The organism is Bacillus sp. 16GRE42 (assembly GCF_019837435.1).
Lineage (GTDB): Bacteria > Bacillota > Bacilli > Bacillales > Bacillaceae_G > Bacillus_A > Bacillus_A wiedmannii.
Genome location: NZ_JADAXF010000005.1, coordinates 128,251 through 149,759 on the forward strand (window position 1 = coordinate 128,251; position 21,509 = coordinate 149,759).

Genomic DNA, 21,509 nt, shown 5'->3' on the forward strand with positions numbered 1-21,509 from the left:
ATGGGAGACGTTATTGATATATATGGTTTATCACCTTTGCAAAAAGGAATACTGTTTCATACTTTATACGATCAAGATGATGAATATTCTTTTTCCTATATTGTACAAGTAGGTTTCTTGCTCGGGGGGCAATTGGATGTTGCTACTTTTGAAAAAGCTTGGGAATATGTTATTCAACGACATGAGGTTCTGCGCTCAGTATTTGTTTGGGAGGAAGTAGAAAAACCTCTACAAGCAGTTTACGAACGTCTTCCTTTTACTATTCATCAAGAGGATTGGAGTACCCATTCGCATGAGGAGAAGGAGAAGAAATTACACCAGTTTTTGACTGCAGATCGTAGGAAAGGATTTTTATTGGATGAAGCACCATTGATGAGAGTCACTGCGATTAAAGAAGCAGAAGGGGAAACGAGAATTATTTGGACACATCATCATATTTTGCTAGATGGTTGGAGTGTTTCATTGGTCTTTAGTGAAGTGATGGAAGTTTATCTCAAGATGATAAAGGGAGAATTGTTGAATCTTCCTAAATCTCTTCCTTATAAAAAATATATCCAGTGGATAAATAAACAAGATCAAAGTCAAGCAGAGGAATTTTGGAAAGAAGAATTAAAAGGGTTCTATGCACCTACGCCATTAGCGATGGAAAGAAAGGATCAAGGGCAGGAGAAGGGCTATGGAGAGTGTGTTTATCAGGTATCTGAGGAATTCACTGAGAATTTACAAGAGTGGGTACGAAATAGTCGATTAACATTGAATACATTAGTCCAAGGAGCATGGGCCTATTTGATGGGTAGGTATAGCGGTGAAAGTGACATCGTATTTGGCGTAACTAGCTCTGGACGTCCTACTGATTTGATAGGAGCAGAGAATATGGTAGGCCTATTTATTAACACTTTACCTACTAGAATTCGATTAACGGATAATACATCTGTAGTAGATTGGCTTCATAAAATACAGATGAAAGAAATGGAACGAAGACAATATGAGTATAATTCATTGATAGATATTCAAGGGTGGAGTGAGGTTCCGCGAAATAGCTCCTTATTTCATACCTTGTATGTGTTTGAAAATTATCCAATTCAAGGTGAGAGAAATGATGATTTAAGATTACTAGATGTTAAAAGCGCGGAACAAACAAATTATCCTTTAACACTCATTGTAATGCCTGGTAAGAAAATTACTTTAAAGTTGATGTATGATCGAAGCTATTTTAATGAAGAAACAATAAATTGGATTCAGAATCACTTATTGCAAATATTAATTCAGATGACGAAGAGCCTAGATTCAAAACTCTTTGAAATTACTCATTTAACAGCGGAAGAACAGATACAGTTATTAGAGGAATGGAATCATACTCAAGTAAATTATTCGGCTGAAGGCATGATTCATACGATGTTTGAGGAGCAAGTTAAAAAAACGCCGGAAGCAATCGCGGCTATTTACGAAAATGAACAAATTACCTATAAAGAGTTGGAGGAGCGTGCGAATCAGCTAGCTCATTATTTACAAAAGCGTGGTGTAGGCTCAGAGTCTCTGGTTGGGATATATATAGAACGTTCATTACAAATGATGATAGCGTTATTAGGTATTCTAAAATCAGGAGCAGCGTATGTTCCACTTGATCCTACTTATCCAGAGAGTCGGCTTCGATATATATTAGAGGATGCTGGAATCGAAGTACTAGTGACGGAAGAGAATTCTAAAAATTTGTTTGTATCTGAAAATGTTGAAACGATTTGTATGAATAAAGATTATACTGCAATTGAAAAAGAAGAAACAACCCCATGTATAAGTGGTGTAACAGGAAGAAGTTTAGCGTATGTTATGTATACTTCAGGATCTACAGGGAATCCAAAGGGAGTAATGATTGAGCATCATTCAGTAATCAATTATCTAGAATGGATGCAACATAAATATCCACTTTCTGAAAAGGATGTGGTCTTGCAGAAAACGCCATTCTCATTTGATGTCTCTGTTTGGGAGTTGTTTTGGGGTATTCACGTTGGTGCATGTGTATCTTTCCTGCCTCCAGGTGGAGAAAAAGATCCTTCTATTATAGCTGAAGTGATTAAAAAACATCAGGTTACTATAGTTCAATTTGTACCTTCGATGTTATCTGTTTTCTTAGATCACTTCAATCATATTGAATTGAACATGAATTGTTCGTCCGTACGCCATGTATTTTCTGGTGGGGAAGAACTAAGTTCAGGGTTGGTTAGACGATTTCAACAGAAATGGAATCATAGTGGACAAGTGAAATTAACCAACTTTTATGGACCAACTGAAGCCACTATTTATGTGAATGCATTTGATATTCAGCCAAATCAAGAATTTGTTTCTATTGGGCAGCCGATACAGAACACGCAATTATATGTATTAGACCAAAATCAACGCTTGCAATCAATAGGAATTGAGGGTGAGTTATATATTGGTGGTGCTGGTTTAGCACGTGGATACTTAAATCGTCCGAATCTTACTGCTGAAAAATTCGTTTCGCATCCATATCGATTCGGGGAACGACTATATCGAACAGGAGATTCAGTAAGATATCTAACTGATGGAAATTTAGAATTTATAGGTAGAATGGACCATCAAGTCAAAATGCGTGGTTTTAGGATTGAATTAGGAGAAATTGAAGCGACTTTAGAAAAATGTTCGTTTATTAAAGAGGCTGTCGTATTAGTTAGAGAAGATCGTCCAGGTGATCAACGATTGGTTGCATATGTAATGAGCGATGGAAATACCCAAGAGTGGAGAGAGTATTTACAAAACCAATTACCGAATCATATGATTCCAGCGCACCTTGTAGAGTTAGAACACTTCCCGCTTACTCCGAATGGGAAAATTGACCGAAAGGCCTTGCCAGTACCTGATGAGCAAACTATTGGAGGTTTAAATGTTCTACCTCGGACGCCATCGGAGGAGCTTATTGCCTCGGTTTGGAGTCAAGTGTTAGGAACTGAAAATATCGGTATTCAGGATTCCTTCTTTGAACGGGGTGGGCACTCACTACTCGCTACTCAAATTGTTTCTCGATTACAAGAATTGTTCCAAATCAAAATCCCATTACGTGAACTTTTCAAGCACGATACAGTGGAGGCATTGGCGAAACGAGTAGATCAGTTACGAAAAGAAGATAAAAAACGAGAGGCTGCCCCCCTTGTACCTATGAAACGAGAAGAAGCTATTCCGCTTTCCTATGCGCAGAAACGTCTATGGTTTATTGATCAATTAATGTCAAATAGTGCTATGTACAATATTCATGCAGCGTGTCGCTTAACAGGTAAATGGTCAATTGAAGCGTTGGAGGTCGGATGGAATCAGTTGTTGGAGCGTCATGAATCATTACGGACGATAATTCTAGAACAAGAGGGTGAACCTTTCCAACAGGTTCAATCTCATGTATTCAGACATATCCCTCAATCGAATCTAACAGATCTCTCTTTTGAAGATAGGGAAAGAGAAATGAAACGGCTCATTCAAAACGAAGCGGAGGAACCATTTCATTTTGGACAAGGTCCTCTGATTCGAACACGAATATTGAAAGTGGACAGGGAAGAATGGGTTCTCATTTGTACGATGCATCATATTATTTCAGATGGATGGTCAATGGGGATTTTACTTGAAGAATGGATGGCTTTTTATGAAGGAGCACTAAGCGGAAAACCGGCGGAATTGAAGGAGTTATCTATCCAATATGCAGACTTTGTTATGTGGCAGAAGGAATGGCAAAAAGAAGAGAATTTGGATCAGCACCTTCGATATTGGAAGGAAGAATTGGCTGGGGAGTTACCGGTTTTACAATTACCGATGGATCGTCCTCGACCTGCGGTTCAAACCCATCGTGGTGCAAGTCAGTCCTTAATGGTGGCGAATTCCCTACAGGAAAAACTCAAAGATTTAAGTCTGCAAGAAGGATGCACTTTATTTATGACATTGATGGCAGCGTATCAAAGCTTCCTTTCTCGTTATACAGGACAGGATGACATCTTGGTTGGAAGCCCAATCGCTAATCGAAATGTTAAAGAGATTGAGGGATTAATAGGTTTCTTTGCAAATACGTTGGTTTATCGAGCTGATTTCAGTGAAAATCCGACGTTCCAAGAACTTTTGTCGCAGGTAAGAAAAAAAGCACTAAAAGCATACGAGTATCAGGACATCCCATTTGAGAAAGTGGTAGAATCCGTAAAGCCGGAACGGAATACAAGTCATTCACCAATATTTCAAACCATGTTTACTTTACAGAATACGAAGCAAGAATTTCCTCAGCTATCTGAAAGGCAAATGGAACTCATGGAAAGCCATGCTTCTGTAGCGAAATTTGATTTGAGTTTATTTGTTACTGAGACGGAAGAAGGATTATCACTAACCTTTGAATACAATACTGATTTGTTTGATGATACAACCATTGAACGTCTGGCAAATCATTTTGAGCATTGGTTAAATCAAATTGTCTCTCATCCAAAATGTTTATTATCAGAATTGAATATGTTATCGAAAGTAGAATATAAGCAATTACTAGAAGAATGGAATGAATCAGCTGTTATAGATATAGAAGAATGCGCGATTCATACATTGTTTGAAGAACAAGTAGAAAAAACACCAGAAGCAATTGCAGTGGTATGCGAAGATGAAGAACTAACATATCGAGAGTTGGACGAACGCTCGAATCAGCTGGCACATTATTTACAGAAAAATGGTGTAGGTTGCGAATCATTGGTTGGGATTTGTGTTACACGTTCATCTGAGATGATTGTAGGCCTCTTAGGAATTATGAAGGCAGGAGGAGCATATGTCCCAATAGATCCAGCGTATCCGGAAAGTCGACTGCAATACATTTTAGAGGATGCTCAAATAAAGGTACTAGTAACACAGGAAAAATTACAACAAAAAATGGTTATACCTAGATCCGTTGACGTGATTTGTATTGATCGTGATCGAGTAGAAATAGAACAAGAAGTAACTACGGTGTGTACGAGTGAAGTGACGGGCGATAACTTAGCCTATATTATCTATACTTCAGGTTCCACTGGAAATCCAAAGGGAGTAATGATTGAGCATAGGAGTACAGTAACAATGATTCGTTGGGCGCATCACACATATTCCCGAAAGGATTTAGCGGGAGTGTTGGCCTCCACTTCGCTATCCTTTGATCTATCTGTTTTTGAAGTGTTTGTTCCCCTAACGATGGGTGGTAAGGTGATTGTCGCTGAAAATGCTCTACATCTAGACAAGTTGTCTACCAAGGATGTGACTTTAGTCAATACTGTGCCATCGGCAGCGAAGGAACTGGTTCGAGCAAAAACACTCCCTTCTTCGGTAAAGGTGGTGAATTTGGCTGGAGAACCATTGTCATATTCACTTGTTCAAGATTTATATGAGAGAAGTACGGTTGAGAAGGTGTACAACCTATATGGACCGTCCGAAGATACTACTTATTCCACTTATATGGAATTAGAAAAGGGTGTCGTCCATAGGGTACCTCCAATTGGTAAACCAATCTTCAATACAGAAGTATATGTACTAAGTATTGAACAAAAAATGGTTCCAATTGGTGTAGTTGGTGAGCTGTACATTGGTGGATCGGGATTAGCACGTGGATACTTAAACCGCCCTGACTTAACGGAAGATCGTTTTATACCACATCCATTTAAAGAAGGGGAGCGAGTATACCGGACTGGAGATCTAGTAAGGTATTTGCCGGATGGAAATTTGGAGTATCTTGGCCGAATCGATCATCAGGTAAAAATTCGTGGGTTCCGGATTGAACTAGGAGAAATTGAAGCGACATTACAAAAGCATACATTAGTTAACGAAGCTATTGTGACGGTGAGGGAAGATTATCCTGGTGATCTACGTTTGATTGCTTATGTTGTAGGAGATGGGGATGCTCAAAAGTGGCGTGATTATCTCAAGGACCAGCTACCAAATTATATGATTCCAGCCTATTTTGTCGGATTGAATGCATTTCCACTCACTCCAAATGGAAAAATTGATAGGAAGGCCTTACCAGCACCAGAGAAACAGGAGATAGCAAGTGGTTATATTGCTCCTCGTACGCCTACGGAAAAAACAATCGTTTCAATATGGAATGAAGTTTTAGGTATGGAAAACATCGGAATTCAGGATTCGTTTTTTGAAATAGGTGGTCACTCATTACTTGCTACGCAAGCTGTTTCCAGTCTTAAAGAGGCTTTTGGAATTGAGATACCATTGCATGATTTATTTATGTTTCATACGGTGCAGCAATTGGCAGAACAGATTGATCAATTGCTCTATAACAAAAATCAAGAAATTCAGAATGATAGTAAGGAGAATGTAAGTCTTCAAGACTATATTCAAAAAGAAGCAGAAGTCAGTAATGATGAAGAATTACTAGAACTGCTTAAGCAATTAGAAGAGCTATCAGAGGAAGAAGCACAAGGGATATTCGAGAGTAATTTGATTCAGGAAGGGGTAAAAAAATGAAAAGTGATTTACTTGCAAAGCTGAGTTCACTTTCTCCTGAGAAGAGAGCATGGCTTCAGAAGCAAATGCAAAAAAAGGAGAATAAAGAAGCACTCCCGTTGTCTTATGCACAAAAACGTTTGTGGTTTATGGACAGATTTAACCCAAACAGTTCTTTATATAATATTCCAACAGTATGGCATCTAAAAGGAAATTGGATACCTGAAGCATTAGAGAAGGGATTCAATCGACTCATTGAACGTCATGAATCATTACGAACTGTTTTTAAAGAAATAGGAGAACAGCCTGTGCAACAAATTGTCGAATTCCTTCCTAGAGCATTACCTGTAAGAGATTACTCTCAACTTCCTCTAGAAGTAAAAGAAAAAGAGGTAGATAGTTTAATTGCGAGAGAAGCGCAAGAACCATTTGATTTAATGAATGGTCCTTTAATTCGTAATCAGCTTGTTCAATTAGAGAAGGATGAATGGTTATTACTGTGTACGATGCATCATATTATTTCTGATGCTTGGTCCATTGGTATATTCATGAATGAATTACTTGCTTTCTATGAAGAAGAAACGGGCGGAAATCCTGCTAAATTAAGTTCATTATCCATTCAATATGCAGACTTTGCGAAGTGGCAAAAGGAGTGGTTGCAAGGTGATGTGCTAAATCGTCAGCTTACGTATTGGCAGGACGAATTGTCTGGTGAGCTTCCTATCTTACAACTGCCAGTGGATCGACCTCGACCGGTTAAGCAGACTTACTCTGGGGCTGCGTATCATGTGATTTTTCCTAATAAATTGCTCAGTCAATTGAAGGATATAAGTCGACAAGAAGGATCTACTTTATTTATGACTTTAATGGCCGCATACCAGAGCTTTCTTGCTCGTTATACGGGACAAAAAGATATTCTAGTTGGTAGTCCGATTGCAAATCGGAACCATAAGGGAGTAGAAGGATTAATTGGTTTCTTTGTTAATACGTTGGTTTATCGATCAGATTTGAGTGGCACCCCTACTTTTCGAGAGATTTTGAACAAAACAAAGAAAAAGGCGTTAAAAGCTTACGAATATCAAGATATACCATTTGAAAAAGTGGTAGAAGCTGTGCAACCTGAACGAAGCATGAGTCATTCCCCTATATTTCAGACCATGTTTACGCTACAGAATATAAAACAAGAACGACTAGATTTGACTGATAGAAGTATTGAAATGGTAGAAAGTAATATGTCTATTGCTAAATTTGATTTGAGCTTAACTGCCTATGAAGTGGAAGAAGGTCTATTTGTCTCATTTGAATACAACACGGATTTATTTGATAGTAGTACCATTGCACGTATGGCAGGACATTTTGAGAACTGGCTAAATGAAATCACGTATCATCCAGATGAATCATATACAAAGCTGTCAATGTTATCGGATACTGAGCAAAAACAACTCCTAGAAGAATGGAATGATACGGACGTAGTTTATGGTCATGATTGTATGATTCATGAGCTATTTGAGCAGCAAGTTGCACGGACACCTGATGCAGTGGCGGTAGTTTATGAGGGTGGAAAGCTAACGTATCAAGAACTTAATGAAAAATCGAATCAAATGGCGCATTTTTTACAAAAACGAGGTATCGGACCTGAATCATTGGTCGGTATATGTATTGAACGTTCTCCTGATATGATTATCGGTCTCTTTGGGATTTTGAAGGCAGGTGGGGCTTATGTCCCACTGGACCCAAGTTATCCCGAAAACCGCCTGAGATATATTTTGGAGAATTCACAAATTCAAGTGCTGTTAACAAAAGAAACACTACAGGACTGGTTACCTAAAGATATCCAAGCAATTTGTTTAGACCGGGATCAAGCGATGATTTCTAAAGAGAGTAATTTAGCCCCGGTAAGTGGAGTAACAGCAAATAACTTAGCCTATATTATATACACTTCGGGTTCGACGGGAAATCCAAAGGGGGTAATGATTGAACATCATTCCGTTATCAATCGCCTACAGTGGATGCAGAAAAAATATCCATTGGCCGAGGAGGATACAATCCTACAAAAGACACCGTTTTCGTTCGATGTTTCTGTCTGGGAATTATTTTGGTGGTCATTTGTAGGAGCACGTGTTTGTTTACTTCCACCTGGAGGAGAGAAAGATCCTGCGGTGATTGAGGAGTATATTGAGCGATATCGTGTGTCCACCATGCATTTTGTTCCGTCGATGTTATCTACTTTCTTAGATTATATGGAACTATATAATTCGAAAAGGGATGTCTCGTCTTTAATTCAAGTTTTTACTAGTGGAGAAGCGTTAAACACTGAGCAGGTTCGCCGGTTTAAGGGGATCTTTTACAATATTCAGCAAACAAAGTTAATTAACTTGTATGGTCCTACTGAAGCGACTGTGGATGTGACTTATTATGATTGTGATTTAGAAAAAGAAGCAATGCTTATTCCGATTGGTCGTCCGATTGATAATACAGAGTTGTATGTGTTAGATCAATATCAACAAGTGGTCCCGATTGGTGTGGCAGGGGAACTTTACCTTGGAGGAGTAGGATTGGCACGTGGCTACTTCAATCGACCAGATTTAACTACTGAACGTTTTATTCCGCATCCCTTTAAGGACGGAGAACGATTATATCGAACGGGTGACTTGGTGAGATATATGAATGATCTTAACTTGGAATATATCGGAAGAATAGATAACCAAGTTAAAATTAGAGGATTCCGAATTGAATTGGGAGAAATAGAAGCAGCTTTACATGATTACTCATCTGTAAAAGAGGCAGTCGTGTTGGTGAAGGAAGATCGACCAGGAGATAAGCAGTTAGTAGCTTATGTAGTGGGTGAAGGGGATACTGGGGAGTGGCGTGAATATCTCAAGAAGCAACTGCCACATTATATGGTTCCGGCATACTTTTTCAAAATTGAAGGTATGCCACTCACTCCAAATGGTAAGGTGAATCGGAAAGCCTTACTGGAATTAGAAGAACAGTTCATAAGTGAAGATATTACTTCATCAAGAACACCAGTGGAGGAGCTTATCGTTTCCGTTTGGAGCCAAGTGTTAGGAATAAAAAACATTAGTGTTCAGGATTCCTTTTTTGAAATCGGTGGTCATTCACTACTAGCTACTCAAGTAGTGTCACGTTTACAGGGAATTTTTCAAATCGACTTACCAGTACGTGAACTATTTGAATATACAACGGTGGAGTCACTGGCAAAGCGATTAGATCAGTTACGTAAAGGAAATAAAAAACGAGAGATTCCGCCGCTAATACCAATGAAACGAGGAGAAGCTATTCCACTATCTTATGCCCAACAACGCTTATGGTTTATTGATCAATTTACACCTAATAGTGCCCTTTACAATATGCCAATGGTATGCCGCCTTACAGGGAATTGGCTACTTGAAGCATTGGAAACGGGATGGAATCAACTAATAGAACGTCATGAATCACTGCGGACGGTCTTTCACGAAGTGAACGGTCAACCCGTACAGCAAATTGAACCGTATGCTTTTCAATCAATTCCGAAAACGGATTTAACTATGCTTTCTTCTGAAGATCAAGAAGAAGAAGTTAAACGTTTAATTCAACAAGAAACAGAAGTGCCATTTGATTTAACAGAGGGTCCATTAATCAGGACAAGTATTTTGCACGTGGGAGAGGAAGAATGGATACTCCTTTGTACTCTACATCATATCATTTCAGATGGATGGTCAATGGGAATCCTACTTGAAGAATGGATGGCATTTTATGAGAAAGCAACGGATGGAAAGGTAGCGGAACTTGAACCATTACCGGTTCAATATGCCGACTTTGCTCAGTGGCAAAAAGGATGGCTAAAGGAGGAGGTGCTGGATCAACAACTCCAATATTGGAGGGAAGAATTGTCTGGGGAGCTTCCTGTACTCCAACTTCCTATGGATCGCCCGCGTCCCGCAATACAAACTCATCACGGGTCGATATACACTCTGGTTCTGCCAAGCACGCTACATGATAAATTGAATGAACTTAGTCGAAAAGAAGGGGCTACACTCTTCATGACGCTTTTAGCTGCATATCAAAGTTTTCTATCTCGTTATACGGGACAAGAAGATATTCTGGTCGGAAGCCCAATTGCGAATCGGAATTATAGAGAAATTGAAGGACTAATTGGTTTCTTCGTTAACACGCTGGTTTATCGAGCTAATTTGAGTGGTAGACCGACATTTCAAGGTGTACTGTATCAGGTTCGTCAAAAGGCATTGAAGGCGTATGAATATCAAGATATTCCATTTGAAAAAATTGTAGAAGTTGTGCAACCGGAGCGAAGTACAAGTCATTCGCCAATCTTCCAGACTATGTTCATTTTGCAAAATATGAAACAAGAGTTTCCGGTGTTATCTAGTAGAAGTATTGAAATGATAGAAAGCCATAGTCCAATTGCAAAGTTTGATTTAAGTGTAATGGCAGCTGAGACGGAAGAGGGTTTACTTTTTACTTTTGAGTACAATAAGGATTTATTCAATGCTACTACTATTGAACGGATGGCAGGACACTTTGAGAAATGGCTACATGAAGTTTCTCATCGCCCACAAAATCCGTTGCATGACCTGAGCATGCTATCAGAACCCGAGCGTACTTTGTTATTAGAAACATGGAATGACACTGTAATGGAAATGTCTCATCAGGGTCTTGTTTGCGACAGATTTGAGGAGCAAGTAGCAAGGCGTCCTGATGCGATTGCGGTAGTTGATCAAACAAAACAGTGGACTTATGGTGAACTGGATACACAAGCAAATCAGTTGGCAAATGTTTTACAGCGAAAGGGAGTAGCCCCAGAGTCAGTGGTAGGAGTTTATCTTCCGAGGTCAGCTGAGCTGATGGCAAGTTTACTAGGCATTTTAAAAGCTGGTGGAGCTTATGTCGTTTTAGATCCGTTGTATCCAAAATCAAGGTTAGAATACATGATTGAAGATGCAGGAATTCAATTTGTAGTGACGGCGGAAGGACAAGAAGGACATTTCGCACACGTCGAAATGGTGAGGTTAGAAGAATTAACGGTGGAAAGCGTAATCGCACCTACACGTCAAATAAATCCAGAGAACTTAGCCTATATTGTCTATACCTCTGGTTCTACAGGAAAACCGAAGGGTGTCATGGTTGAATATCGCTCATTAATGAATATGGTTTCTTGGCATCAGGAAGTTTATCATATTTCAGCAGAGGATCGTGCGACTCAGATTGCAGGGGTTGCTTTTGATTCGGCTGTCCAGGAGATTTGGCCGTATCTAACTGCTGGCGCAACACTCTACTTGTCAACAGAGGAACTGAGAATTAATCCAGAAGCACTAAGGGACTGGCTCATTGATTCACGAATAACAGCTAGCTTTGCACCTACGCCTATTCTGGAAAGGCTCTTGAAATTATCTTGGCCAGATAAAACGGATCTTCGTTTTATCATTACTGGTGGGGATCAATTAACGCAGTACCCATCTAACGATATTCCTTTTGCGGTAATTAATCAGTATGGTCCATCGGAAAATACCGTTGTTACCACAGATTGTTATGTACCTGTAGGAGTGACAACAGGTACGCCATCGATTGGTCGACCGATTGCGAATACAGAAGTTTATGTGTTAGATTCTCATCTTCAGCTAGTACCAATTGGTGTAATTGGAGATCTCTATATTGGAGGGAAGAGTCTTGCACGTGGATATGCTAATCGTCCGGATCTTACAAAGGAAAAATTTATTCCACATCCTTTCAAGTCAGGAGAACGTCTCTATTATACAGGAGACAAAGCAAGTTATCTTTCTGATGGTAATCTCCAGTTCCATGGACGTATAGATGACCAAGTGAAAATTCGTGGTTTCCGGATTGAATTGGGAGAAATAGAAGCTGTTTTGCAGGCACATTCTTCTGTGAAAGAAGCAGTTGTATTGGTACGAGAGGATAATCAAGGTGACAAGAGATTAGTAGCTTATGTAGTTGGTGAAGGAAGTGTACATGAATGGCGAGAACATCTACAAACACATTTACCAAATTACATGGTTCCAACAAACTTTATTGAGATGGAATTTTTACCACTTACACCGAATGGAAAACTTGATTTGAAGGCATTGCCTATACTTAGTGAACAATCCGCCGAAAATACTGTATACCCACGAACTCCGCTGGAAGAACTTATCGCTTCAGTGTGGAGTCAAGTGCTAGGAATAAAAGAAATTGGTGTTCAGGATTCTTTCTTTGAGCTTGGTGGTCACTCTCTACTTGCTACACAAGTGGTCTCACGCTTACAGGAAGTCTTTCAAATCAAATTACCGGTACGTGAACTGTTCGAATATTCAACGGTCGAGGCATTATCGAAACGAATAGATCAGTTACGTAAGGGGAGTGAAAAACGAGAAATTCCACCATTGGTGCCGATGGAACGCGGAAATAATATTCCACTATCTTATGCCCAACAGCGCTTATGGTTTATTGATCAATTTGCACCTAATAGTGCACTTTATAATATGCCAATGGCATGCCGCCTTACAGGGAATTGGTTACCTGAGGGATTGGAGTTGGGATGGAATCAGTTGATAGAGCGTCATGAATCTTTGCGGACTGTATTTTATGAAGAGGATGGCCATCCTGTGCAGCAGATTCAACCGTACGTTTTCCGTCCGCTTCTCCAAATGGACTTAACTAAGCTTTCATTAGAGGAGCGAGAAAGAAAGTTGGAGCAATGGATTCAAACTGAAGTCGAATCTCCATTTGATTTAGAACAAGGGCCATTGTTCCGTGGGAAACTCATAAGAATTTCAGAAGAAGAATGGGTTCTTCTGTGTAATATGCATCATATTATCTCAGATGGATGGTCGATGGAAATCTTACTTCAAGAATGGATGGCATTTTATGAGAATGCGATTGGTGAAAAACAAGCAGATCTGGAACCACTACCAGTTCAATATGCCGATTTTGCTCAGTGGCAAAGAGAATGGTTGAAAGATGAAGTACTATATCAACAACTTGCATATTGGAAGGAAGAATTATCTGGTGAGTTACCAGTCTTAATGTTGCCAGTGGATCGTCCGCGTCCGCCAGTGCAAACCCACCATGGATTAACTCATAATGTTTTGTTATCGCGCCCATTACTGGATAAATTAAACGAACTAAGTCGTCAAGAAGGGGCCACACTTTTCATGACCTTATTGGCATCGTATCAAAGTTTCCTTGCTCGTTATACGGGACAAACGGATATTATTGTTGGCAGCCCAATTGCAAATCGAAATTATCGAGAAATTGAAGGACTGATTGGTTTCTTTGTCAATACATTGGTTTATCGAGCTGATTTAAGTAATGCACCGGCATTTCAAGAGTTGTTGTCTCAAGTGCGGATAAAAGCATTGAAGGCATATGAGTATCAAGATGTTCCGTTTGAGAAAATTGTAGAGGTTATCCAACCTGAACGAAATACAAGCCATTCTCCGATTTTCCAAACCATGTTTACTTTGCAAAATACGGGACAGAAGCTACCAGAACTACATGGAAGAAATATAGAAGTAATGGAAAGTAATGCTCCAATCGCTAAGTTTGATTTAAGTTTAACAGCTGCAGAAGTGGAAGAGGGTTTATTACTTACTTTTGTTTATAGAACTGATTTATTTGACAGCTTAACTATTGAATCCATGGCTGAACATTTTGGGAACTGGTTGAATGTAATCGTGGAGAATCCTGATAAATCATTAGCTAAGTTGCCTATATTATCAGGATTACAGCAAAAACAGTTGGAAGAGTGGAATAATAATGCTGTAACATATCTACGGGAAAGTACGATTCATCAGCTGTTTGAAGAGCAAGTAAATCGTACACCTGATGCGGTAGCAGTGGTAGATGAAAAACAGCAGTTAACATATCGAGAGCTTAATGAAAAAGCTAATCAATTGGCCCACTATCTTCAGCAATGTGGGATTGGGACTGAATCATTAGTTGGACTTTGCTTTGAGCGTTCAGTTGAGATGATTGTTGGTATTATGGGGATCTGGAAGGCAGGAGCAGCATATGTTCCATTGGACCCATCATATCCAGAAAGTCGCATACGATATATTTTGGAGGACACTGAAATTCAAGTATTAGTTACGAATGAGTCATTAGGAGGTTGGATACCCAAAGAAGTCAAGGCAGTTTGTCTAGATAGGGATCAGGCAATGATTTCAAAAGAAAGCATTCTTTCACCAAAATGTGAAGTAACAGGAGAAAACCTAGCGTATGTTATCTATACTTCTGGATCGACGGGGAATCCAAAGGGTGTCTTGATACAGCATCATTCTGTAATAAACTTGTCGCATGGTTTACAAAAAGAGGTTTTCGAACATGAGATACCATCTAACATGCATGTCGGTTTAAATGCGTCAATTGCCTTTGATGCATCTATTCAGCAATTACAAATGCTGTTGTATGGTTCAAGTTTGTATATTATTCCGAATGAAGTACGAAGTGATCCGGAACAGTTTGTAGCTTATATTAGGGAGAACAAGTTAGCAATCTTTGATATAACACCTTCAATGCTTCAATTACTTATAGATGCCGGACTGTTAGAAACGTACGATGGTGTTCATGTTCCAAGTAAGGTATTGGTTGGCGGCGAAGCGATTATGCCGTCATTATGGGAACAGCTAGTAGAGACTGTTAAAATTGAGTTTTATAATGTATATGGTCCTACAGAATGTACGGTTGATGCAACATGCTATCATATCAAAAAAGATAGTGAAAGAGTAACGATTGGGCGTCCGTTGCCTAACGTTCAAACTTATGTATTGGATAGAAATGGGTTGCCAGTTCCAGTTGGTGTGATGGGTGAACTTTATATCGGAGGAGCGGGTCTAGCGAGGGGATACTTAAATCGTCCAGAGTTAACATCCGAACGATTTATTTCTCATCCATTCAAAGAAGGCGAGAGATTATATAGAACAGGCGATCTTGTGAGATATCTTTCTGATGGTAATATAGACTATTTAGGAAGAATGGATAATCAAGTGAAGATTAGAGGATTTCGAATCGAACTTGGGGAGATTGAGTCGACTTTACAGGAGCATGACTTGATAAAAGAGGCAGTTGTAATAGTTAGGGAAAATCAGTCGGGAGATAAGAGGTTAGTAGCTTATATAGTGGGCGAAGGCAGTTTAGAAGAATGGCGTGAGTATCTTAAAATAAAACTACCAATCCATATGATACCTTCCTACTTTGTCGAAATGAAAGAATTACCGCTAACCATAAATGGAAAGGTTGATCGGAAATCGTTACCTATACCAGATTATCAAGGAACACAAGAAGGGTACGCGGCCCCAAGAAATGAACGTGAACATAAGCTTTCTATCATTTGGGAAAGTGTGCTAGGTTCAAAACGTATTGGTATTTATGATAACTTTTTTGAAATTGGTGGAGATTCAATTCTTAGCATTCAGATTGTCTCTCGTGCGAAGCAAGCTGGTTTACAGTTGACACCAAAACAACTATTTGAACACCAAACGATTGCTGAGTTGGCGCTAGTAGTCAAAGAAGAACAAGGTGTACAAGCTGAACAAGGAATTATAACTGGAGAGACGATACTTACACCTATTCAGCAAAGGTTTTTTGCACAAAATCATCCTAACCCACATCATTGGAATCAATCCATGTTCTTTAGAACGAAAGAAAAATTGGACATAGGATCACTGGAAAAGGCAGCGCGTAACCTTCTACTTCATCATGATGCCCTGCGTTTAAGATATGAACGTTTACCTAATGGGGCTTGGAAACAGTGGAATGAAGGAATTGAAGAACAATTGATGCTGACTGTCATTTCATTAGACGAAGTGCCGGAAGCGGATTGGCATGAAGTTATTCAAAAAGAGATTAATGTTGCACAAGAAAGATTGAATTTACATGATGGTCCGTTAATGAGAATGGTGTATTTTGATGAAGGTGAGAAGACTGGCCGATTATTTTGGACAATTCATCACTTAGCCGTGGATGGTGTTTCTTGGCGAATTTTATTGGAAGATTTGCAAACAGCATATACGCAAGCAGTCCAAGGGCAAAAAATTCAATTACCTATGAAGAGTACATCTTTTAAAGAATGGTCGGAGAAATTACAACATTACGCTGAAACTGGAATATCAAAAGAAGTGCTACATTACTGGGAGCAGCAGGGTGAACAAGACGTAGTTATACTGCCAGTAGATGGTACTATAAGTAATCCAGTAAGCGCAGTAACTGAGGAAATTACTGTGGTGTTAAATGAGAATGAGACCCGTATGTTATTGCAAGAGACTTTAAGCACTCACCGTGTCCAAATCAATGAAGTATTATTAGCAGCATTGGTACAAGCTACAGCAGCATGTACGGGGCAGCCGATATTAAGCGTAGATTTAGAGGGACATGGTCGAGAAGAGATTATTGAAGATGTTGATTTATCGAGAACCGTGGGATGGTTTACAAGTATTTACCCAGTTCATTTAAATATTACTAGTGCTAATACGCCAATTGCAGCATTAAAAGCAGTTAAAGAACAAGTTCGCAAAATTCCTAATAAGGGTGTTGATTATGGGGTGTTGCGTTACATGAACGCAACAATGTGTGAGCAATTGAGCTCTCAACATACACCGTCTATTAGTTTTAACTATCTTGGACAATTTGATCAAATGTTTTCTAGCGATGCAATGTTTATGCCGGAGAACGAATTTAAGCGTTTAGATCATGCTGCCGGTTCCAAGCGATCGCATGTAATTGATGTAATTGGGGTTGTAACGAATGGAAAACTTCAGTTCACTTGGGTATACAATGTTGAACAATTCGCCAAATCAAAGATTCAAAGTATGGCACAGAATATGCTATATCAACTGAGCAGATTGATTCAACCTTCAGATAGAGAATCTGCACTGACCATTTCGGATTTTGCAATGGCTAATCTTAACCAAGTAGGTTTGACAAATGTACTAAACAAAATGAATCGTGGAAAGAACAATCAGATTACTGATTTATATCCACTATCACCTTTGCAAGAAGGTATGATTTTCCACACATTGCATGACCAAGGGAATGAACATGTTGCACCATATATAGTGCAATTAAGTTTTATGATTAAAGGAAAAATGGATATTCCTACTTTTGAGCAGGCATGGAAATCTGTAATTCAGCGGCATGAAATTTTTCGTACAGCATTTGTTTGGGACGAAATTGAAGAACCATTACAAGTGGTGTATGAAAATATCCCATTTAAAGTGAACAAAGAAGACTGGCGTACAATGACAACTAAAGAGATAGAGGAAAAAAGAAAAGTCTTTTTGGCATTAGATCGAAAACAAGCCTTCCAATTTGATGAAGCGCCATTGATGCGGGTAACGGTCATTCAAGAAGGTGAGGAAGAATATCGGATTGTTTGGACACATCACCATATTTTACTGGATGGATGGAGTTTACCATTGGTCTTTAATGAATTACTTACAGTCTATCAGAAGAGAATGAATGGAAAAGCTGTAAAGTTACCTAAACCCTCACCATATAAGAAATATATCCAATGGCTCAGGGAACAAGATAAGGAGCAGGCGGAACAATTCTGGAGAGAAAAGCTTAAAGGTTTTACTGCACCAACTTTGCTGGGCTTAGAAAGTAAAGAGGAAGAAAAAGGTTATACAGAAAAGGTTACCTATTTATCAGAAGAGCAGACTCAAGCGTTACAAGGATGGGCGAAACGAAATAAACTTACTTTGAGTACAGTAATTCAAGGTGCATGGGCATATCTCATGAGCCGATATAGTGGAGAAAATGACATTGTCTTTGGTGTAACAAGCTCAGGGCGTCCTACGGAGATTATTGATGTTGAAAACATCGTAGGTCCTTTCATTACAACGTCACCGACGCGAATTCAATTGATGGATGATATAAAAGTAATAGATTGGTTGCAGAAGATACAAGAGGAAGAGATAGAAAGAAGACAATATGAGTATGCTTCTTTGACAGAGATTCAGGGGTGGAGTGAGGTTCCTAGAGGTACACCGCTGTTCAATTGTTTATATGTGTTTGAAAATTATCCAGTGAAAGAAGGATCTTCAGGAAATTTGGAAATTGGTGAATTGAAAGGGGTAGAACAAACCCACTACCCACTAGGATTGGCTATAGTTCCAGGAATCCAGTTATCGTTAAAGTTAATGTATGACCGTAGTAAGTTTAATAGAGTAACCATTGAACGAACGTTGGGTCATTTACACAAAGTGTTAATGCAAATGCTCAAAAACATTGATCAAAATCTATCGGAACTAGTATATATTACGGAGGCTGAACAAAGAAGGCTATTGGAAGAATGGAATAATAATGATATATCCTATCCACGTGAGAATGTAATTCATCAACTATTCGAAGAGCAAGTAAATCGTACACCTGACGCGGTGGCATTGGTAGATGATAAACAGCAACTAACGTATCGAGAGATGAATGAAAGAGCTAATCAATTAGCCCATCATTTACAGAAATGTGGAATTGGGACAGAGTCATTAGTTGGCCTCTGCTTTGATCGATCAGTTGAGATGGTTGTTGGTCTCATGGGAATTTGGAAGGCTGGAGCAGCCTATGTTCCATTGGATCCATCTAATCCGGAAAGCCGCCTGCAATATATTTTAGAAGACACGGGAATTAAAGTGTTAGTTACAAATGAGGTATTACTAGGATGGATACCTAAAGACATCAAGACAGTTTGCCTAGATAGGGACCAAGCAATGCTTTCTCAAGAAAGCAAACTTTCACCAATATGTGAGGTAACAGGGGAAAACTTAGCGTATGTTATCTATACTTCTGGTTCGACAGGGAATCCAAAGGGGGCTTTAGTACAGCACCATTCTGTAATAAACCTATCCTATGGTTTACAAAAAGAAGTTTTCTCACATGAGATACCTAGTAATATGCGCGTCGGTTTGAATGCGTCAATTGCCTTTGATGTATCTATTCAGCAATTACAAATGTTGCTTTATGGTTCAAGTTTATATATTATCCCAAGTGAAGTTCGCACTAATCCGGAACAATTTGTGTCCTATATTAGGGAGAATAAATTGGAAATGTTTGATATGACACCTTCATTACTTCAATTACTTATAGATGGGGGATTGCTAGAAATAAGTGCTGATGTTCATGTACCAAGTAAGATATTAGTCGGTGGTGAAGCAATCATGCCGTCATTATGGGAACAGCTAGTAGAGACCGAAAAAATTGATTTTTATAACGTATACGGTCCTACAGAATGTACGGTTGATGCAACGTGTTATCATATTCAAACAGATAGTAAGAAAGTTACAATTGGACGTCCGTTGCCGAACGTTCAAACTTATGTATTGGATAAAAATTTGTTACCTGTTCCAGTTGGTGTAACAGGTGAGCTATATATCGGTGGTGCAGGTATAGCGAGAGGATACTTGAATCGTCCAGAATTAACAGCAGAGCGATTTATCCGTCATCCATTTAATGAAGAAGAGCGTTTATATCGTACGGGAGATTTGGTTCGTTATTTACCTGATGGTAATTTAGATTACTTGAGAAGAATTGATAATCAAGTGAAAATTAGGGGCTTTCGTATTGAACTTGAAGAGATTGAAGCGAATCTAGAGAGGCATCCATTGGTAAAAGAAGCAGTAGTTTTGGTAACAGAGGATAAATTAGGAGAGCAGAGATTGGTTGCTTATGTAGTTGGAGATGGAAGTATGCATGATTGGCGTGAATATCTCAAGAGACAAGTACCGAATTATATGGTTCCTGCACACTTTATTAAGATAGACGAGATTCCTCTTACAACGAATGGAAAAGTTGATCGAAAGGCATTGAACAATTTAACTATTCAAAGAGAAAATAACTTCTCTACACCAATCATTCCAAGGGATGAAATTGAATATCAGTTGATTAAAATCTGGCAGGATTTGTTACAGATAGAAGATGTCTATGTAAATGATGATTTCTTTAATAGAGGGGGACACTCTCTCCTTGTAATTAAATTAGTTTCAAAAATTAGGGAGAAGTTTGGAAAAGAGATTAAGGTGTCTACATTGGTTAAGAATCCAACAGTGGAAGGAATCGCATGCCTTATTCGTGATAAGCATGATATGACGAAATCAGTATCAGCGCTGGTTCCACTGCAAGAATCAGAAAAAAGATCTTTCTTCTGCGTTCATCCGTTTATGGGGAATGTATTCTGTTACATTCAACTAGCAAGATTGCTTAAGAACCACTGTTCATTTTATGGTTTACAGAATCCTCTCATAGAAAAGAGAGAAATTGATGATTTGACCTTGCCGGAAGTAATTCAACTTTACATTGAAGAAATAAAACGTGTTCAGCCAGAAGGCCCATATCGTCTTGGAGGATGGTCTTTAGGCGGTGCAATTGCTTATAAAATTGCAACTGTATTAAGGAATCAAGGAGAGGAAGTTGAGTTTTTGGTACTAATGGATACTAAAGTACCTTCAGAGCAAGATCGTAAAACAAGGGAGGATATGCTCTCATATATATCTGAACATTTCATTCCTAGAGATCTTACTGAGCAGGAAGAAGGCCTCGTCCATAAGCAAGATATGCTTGTGGAGCGATTAATTATGGAAGGAGTACTCCCGCCTGATGCAAATCTTATGAATTTGAAGCAAGTTATCAATGCTCATAGGAAATGCCTGAACTTAATGGCAGAGAATGATTTGATACCATACTTTGGAGAAGTTATCTACTTTAGTGCTGAGGAAGGAAAAGAGTTGTTTACAAATTGGGGACCTTTATTAAAAGGAAGAGTAAATAAGTATTCTGTCCCTGGATCACATGAGGAAATAGTAGACTTCCCCGCAGTTGAAAAGATAGCTAAGTACCTATTAAATGAATTTGAAGGGATAAAAGAAACATCCCTTTCATTTACTGAAAAGTAGAGAGTGCAAAAGATGCAACGCTATGAACGAAAAGGACAGCCCAATAACTGCAAATAAAGTGTAGGCAATAATGAATATATCAAGAGTATTACTTTTTAAGAGGATAATGGAAAATTTACTTGATAGAGACATAGAAACCTATATGAGCTGCTCATAGAA

Annotated in this window: 2 protein-coding genes; both read left to right on the forward strand. The window is 38.9% G+C overall.

Features of this window, described 5'->3' with window-relative positions; translation table 11 throughout:
• Positions 1-6,471: a non-ribosomal peptide synthetase gene (locus ILS93_RS23770; protein ID WP_222661457.1), complete on the forward strand. Its 6,471-nt coding sequence runs from the start codon at positions 1-3 to the stop codon at positions 6,469-6,471.
• Positions 6,468-21,350: a non-ribosomal peptide synthetase gene (locus tag ILS93_RS23775; protein WP_222661459.1), complete on the forward strand. Its 14,883-nt coding sequence runs from the start codon at positions 6,468-6,470 to the stop codon at positions 21,348-21,350. Before ILS93_RS23770 ends, ILS93_RS23775 begins: the two co-directional genes overlap by 4 nt.
• Positions 21,351-21,509 lie beyond the last annotated feature (159 nt).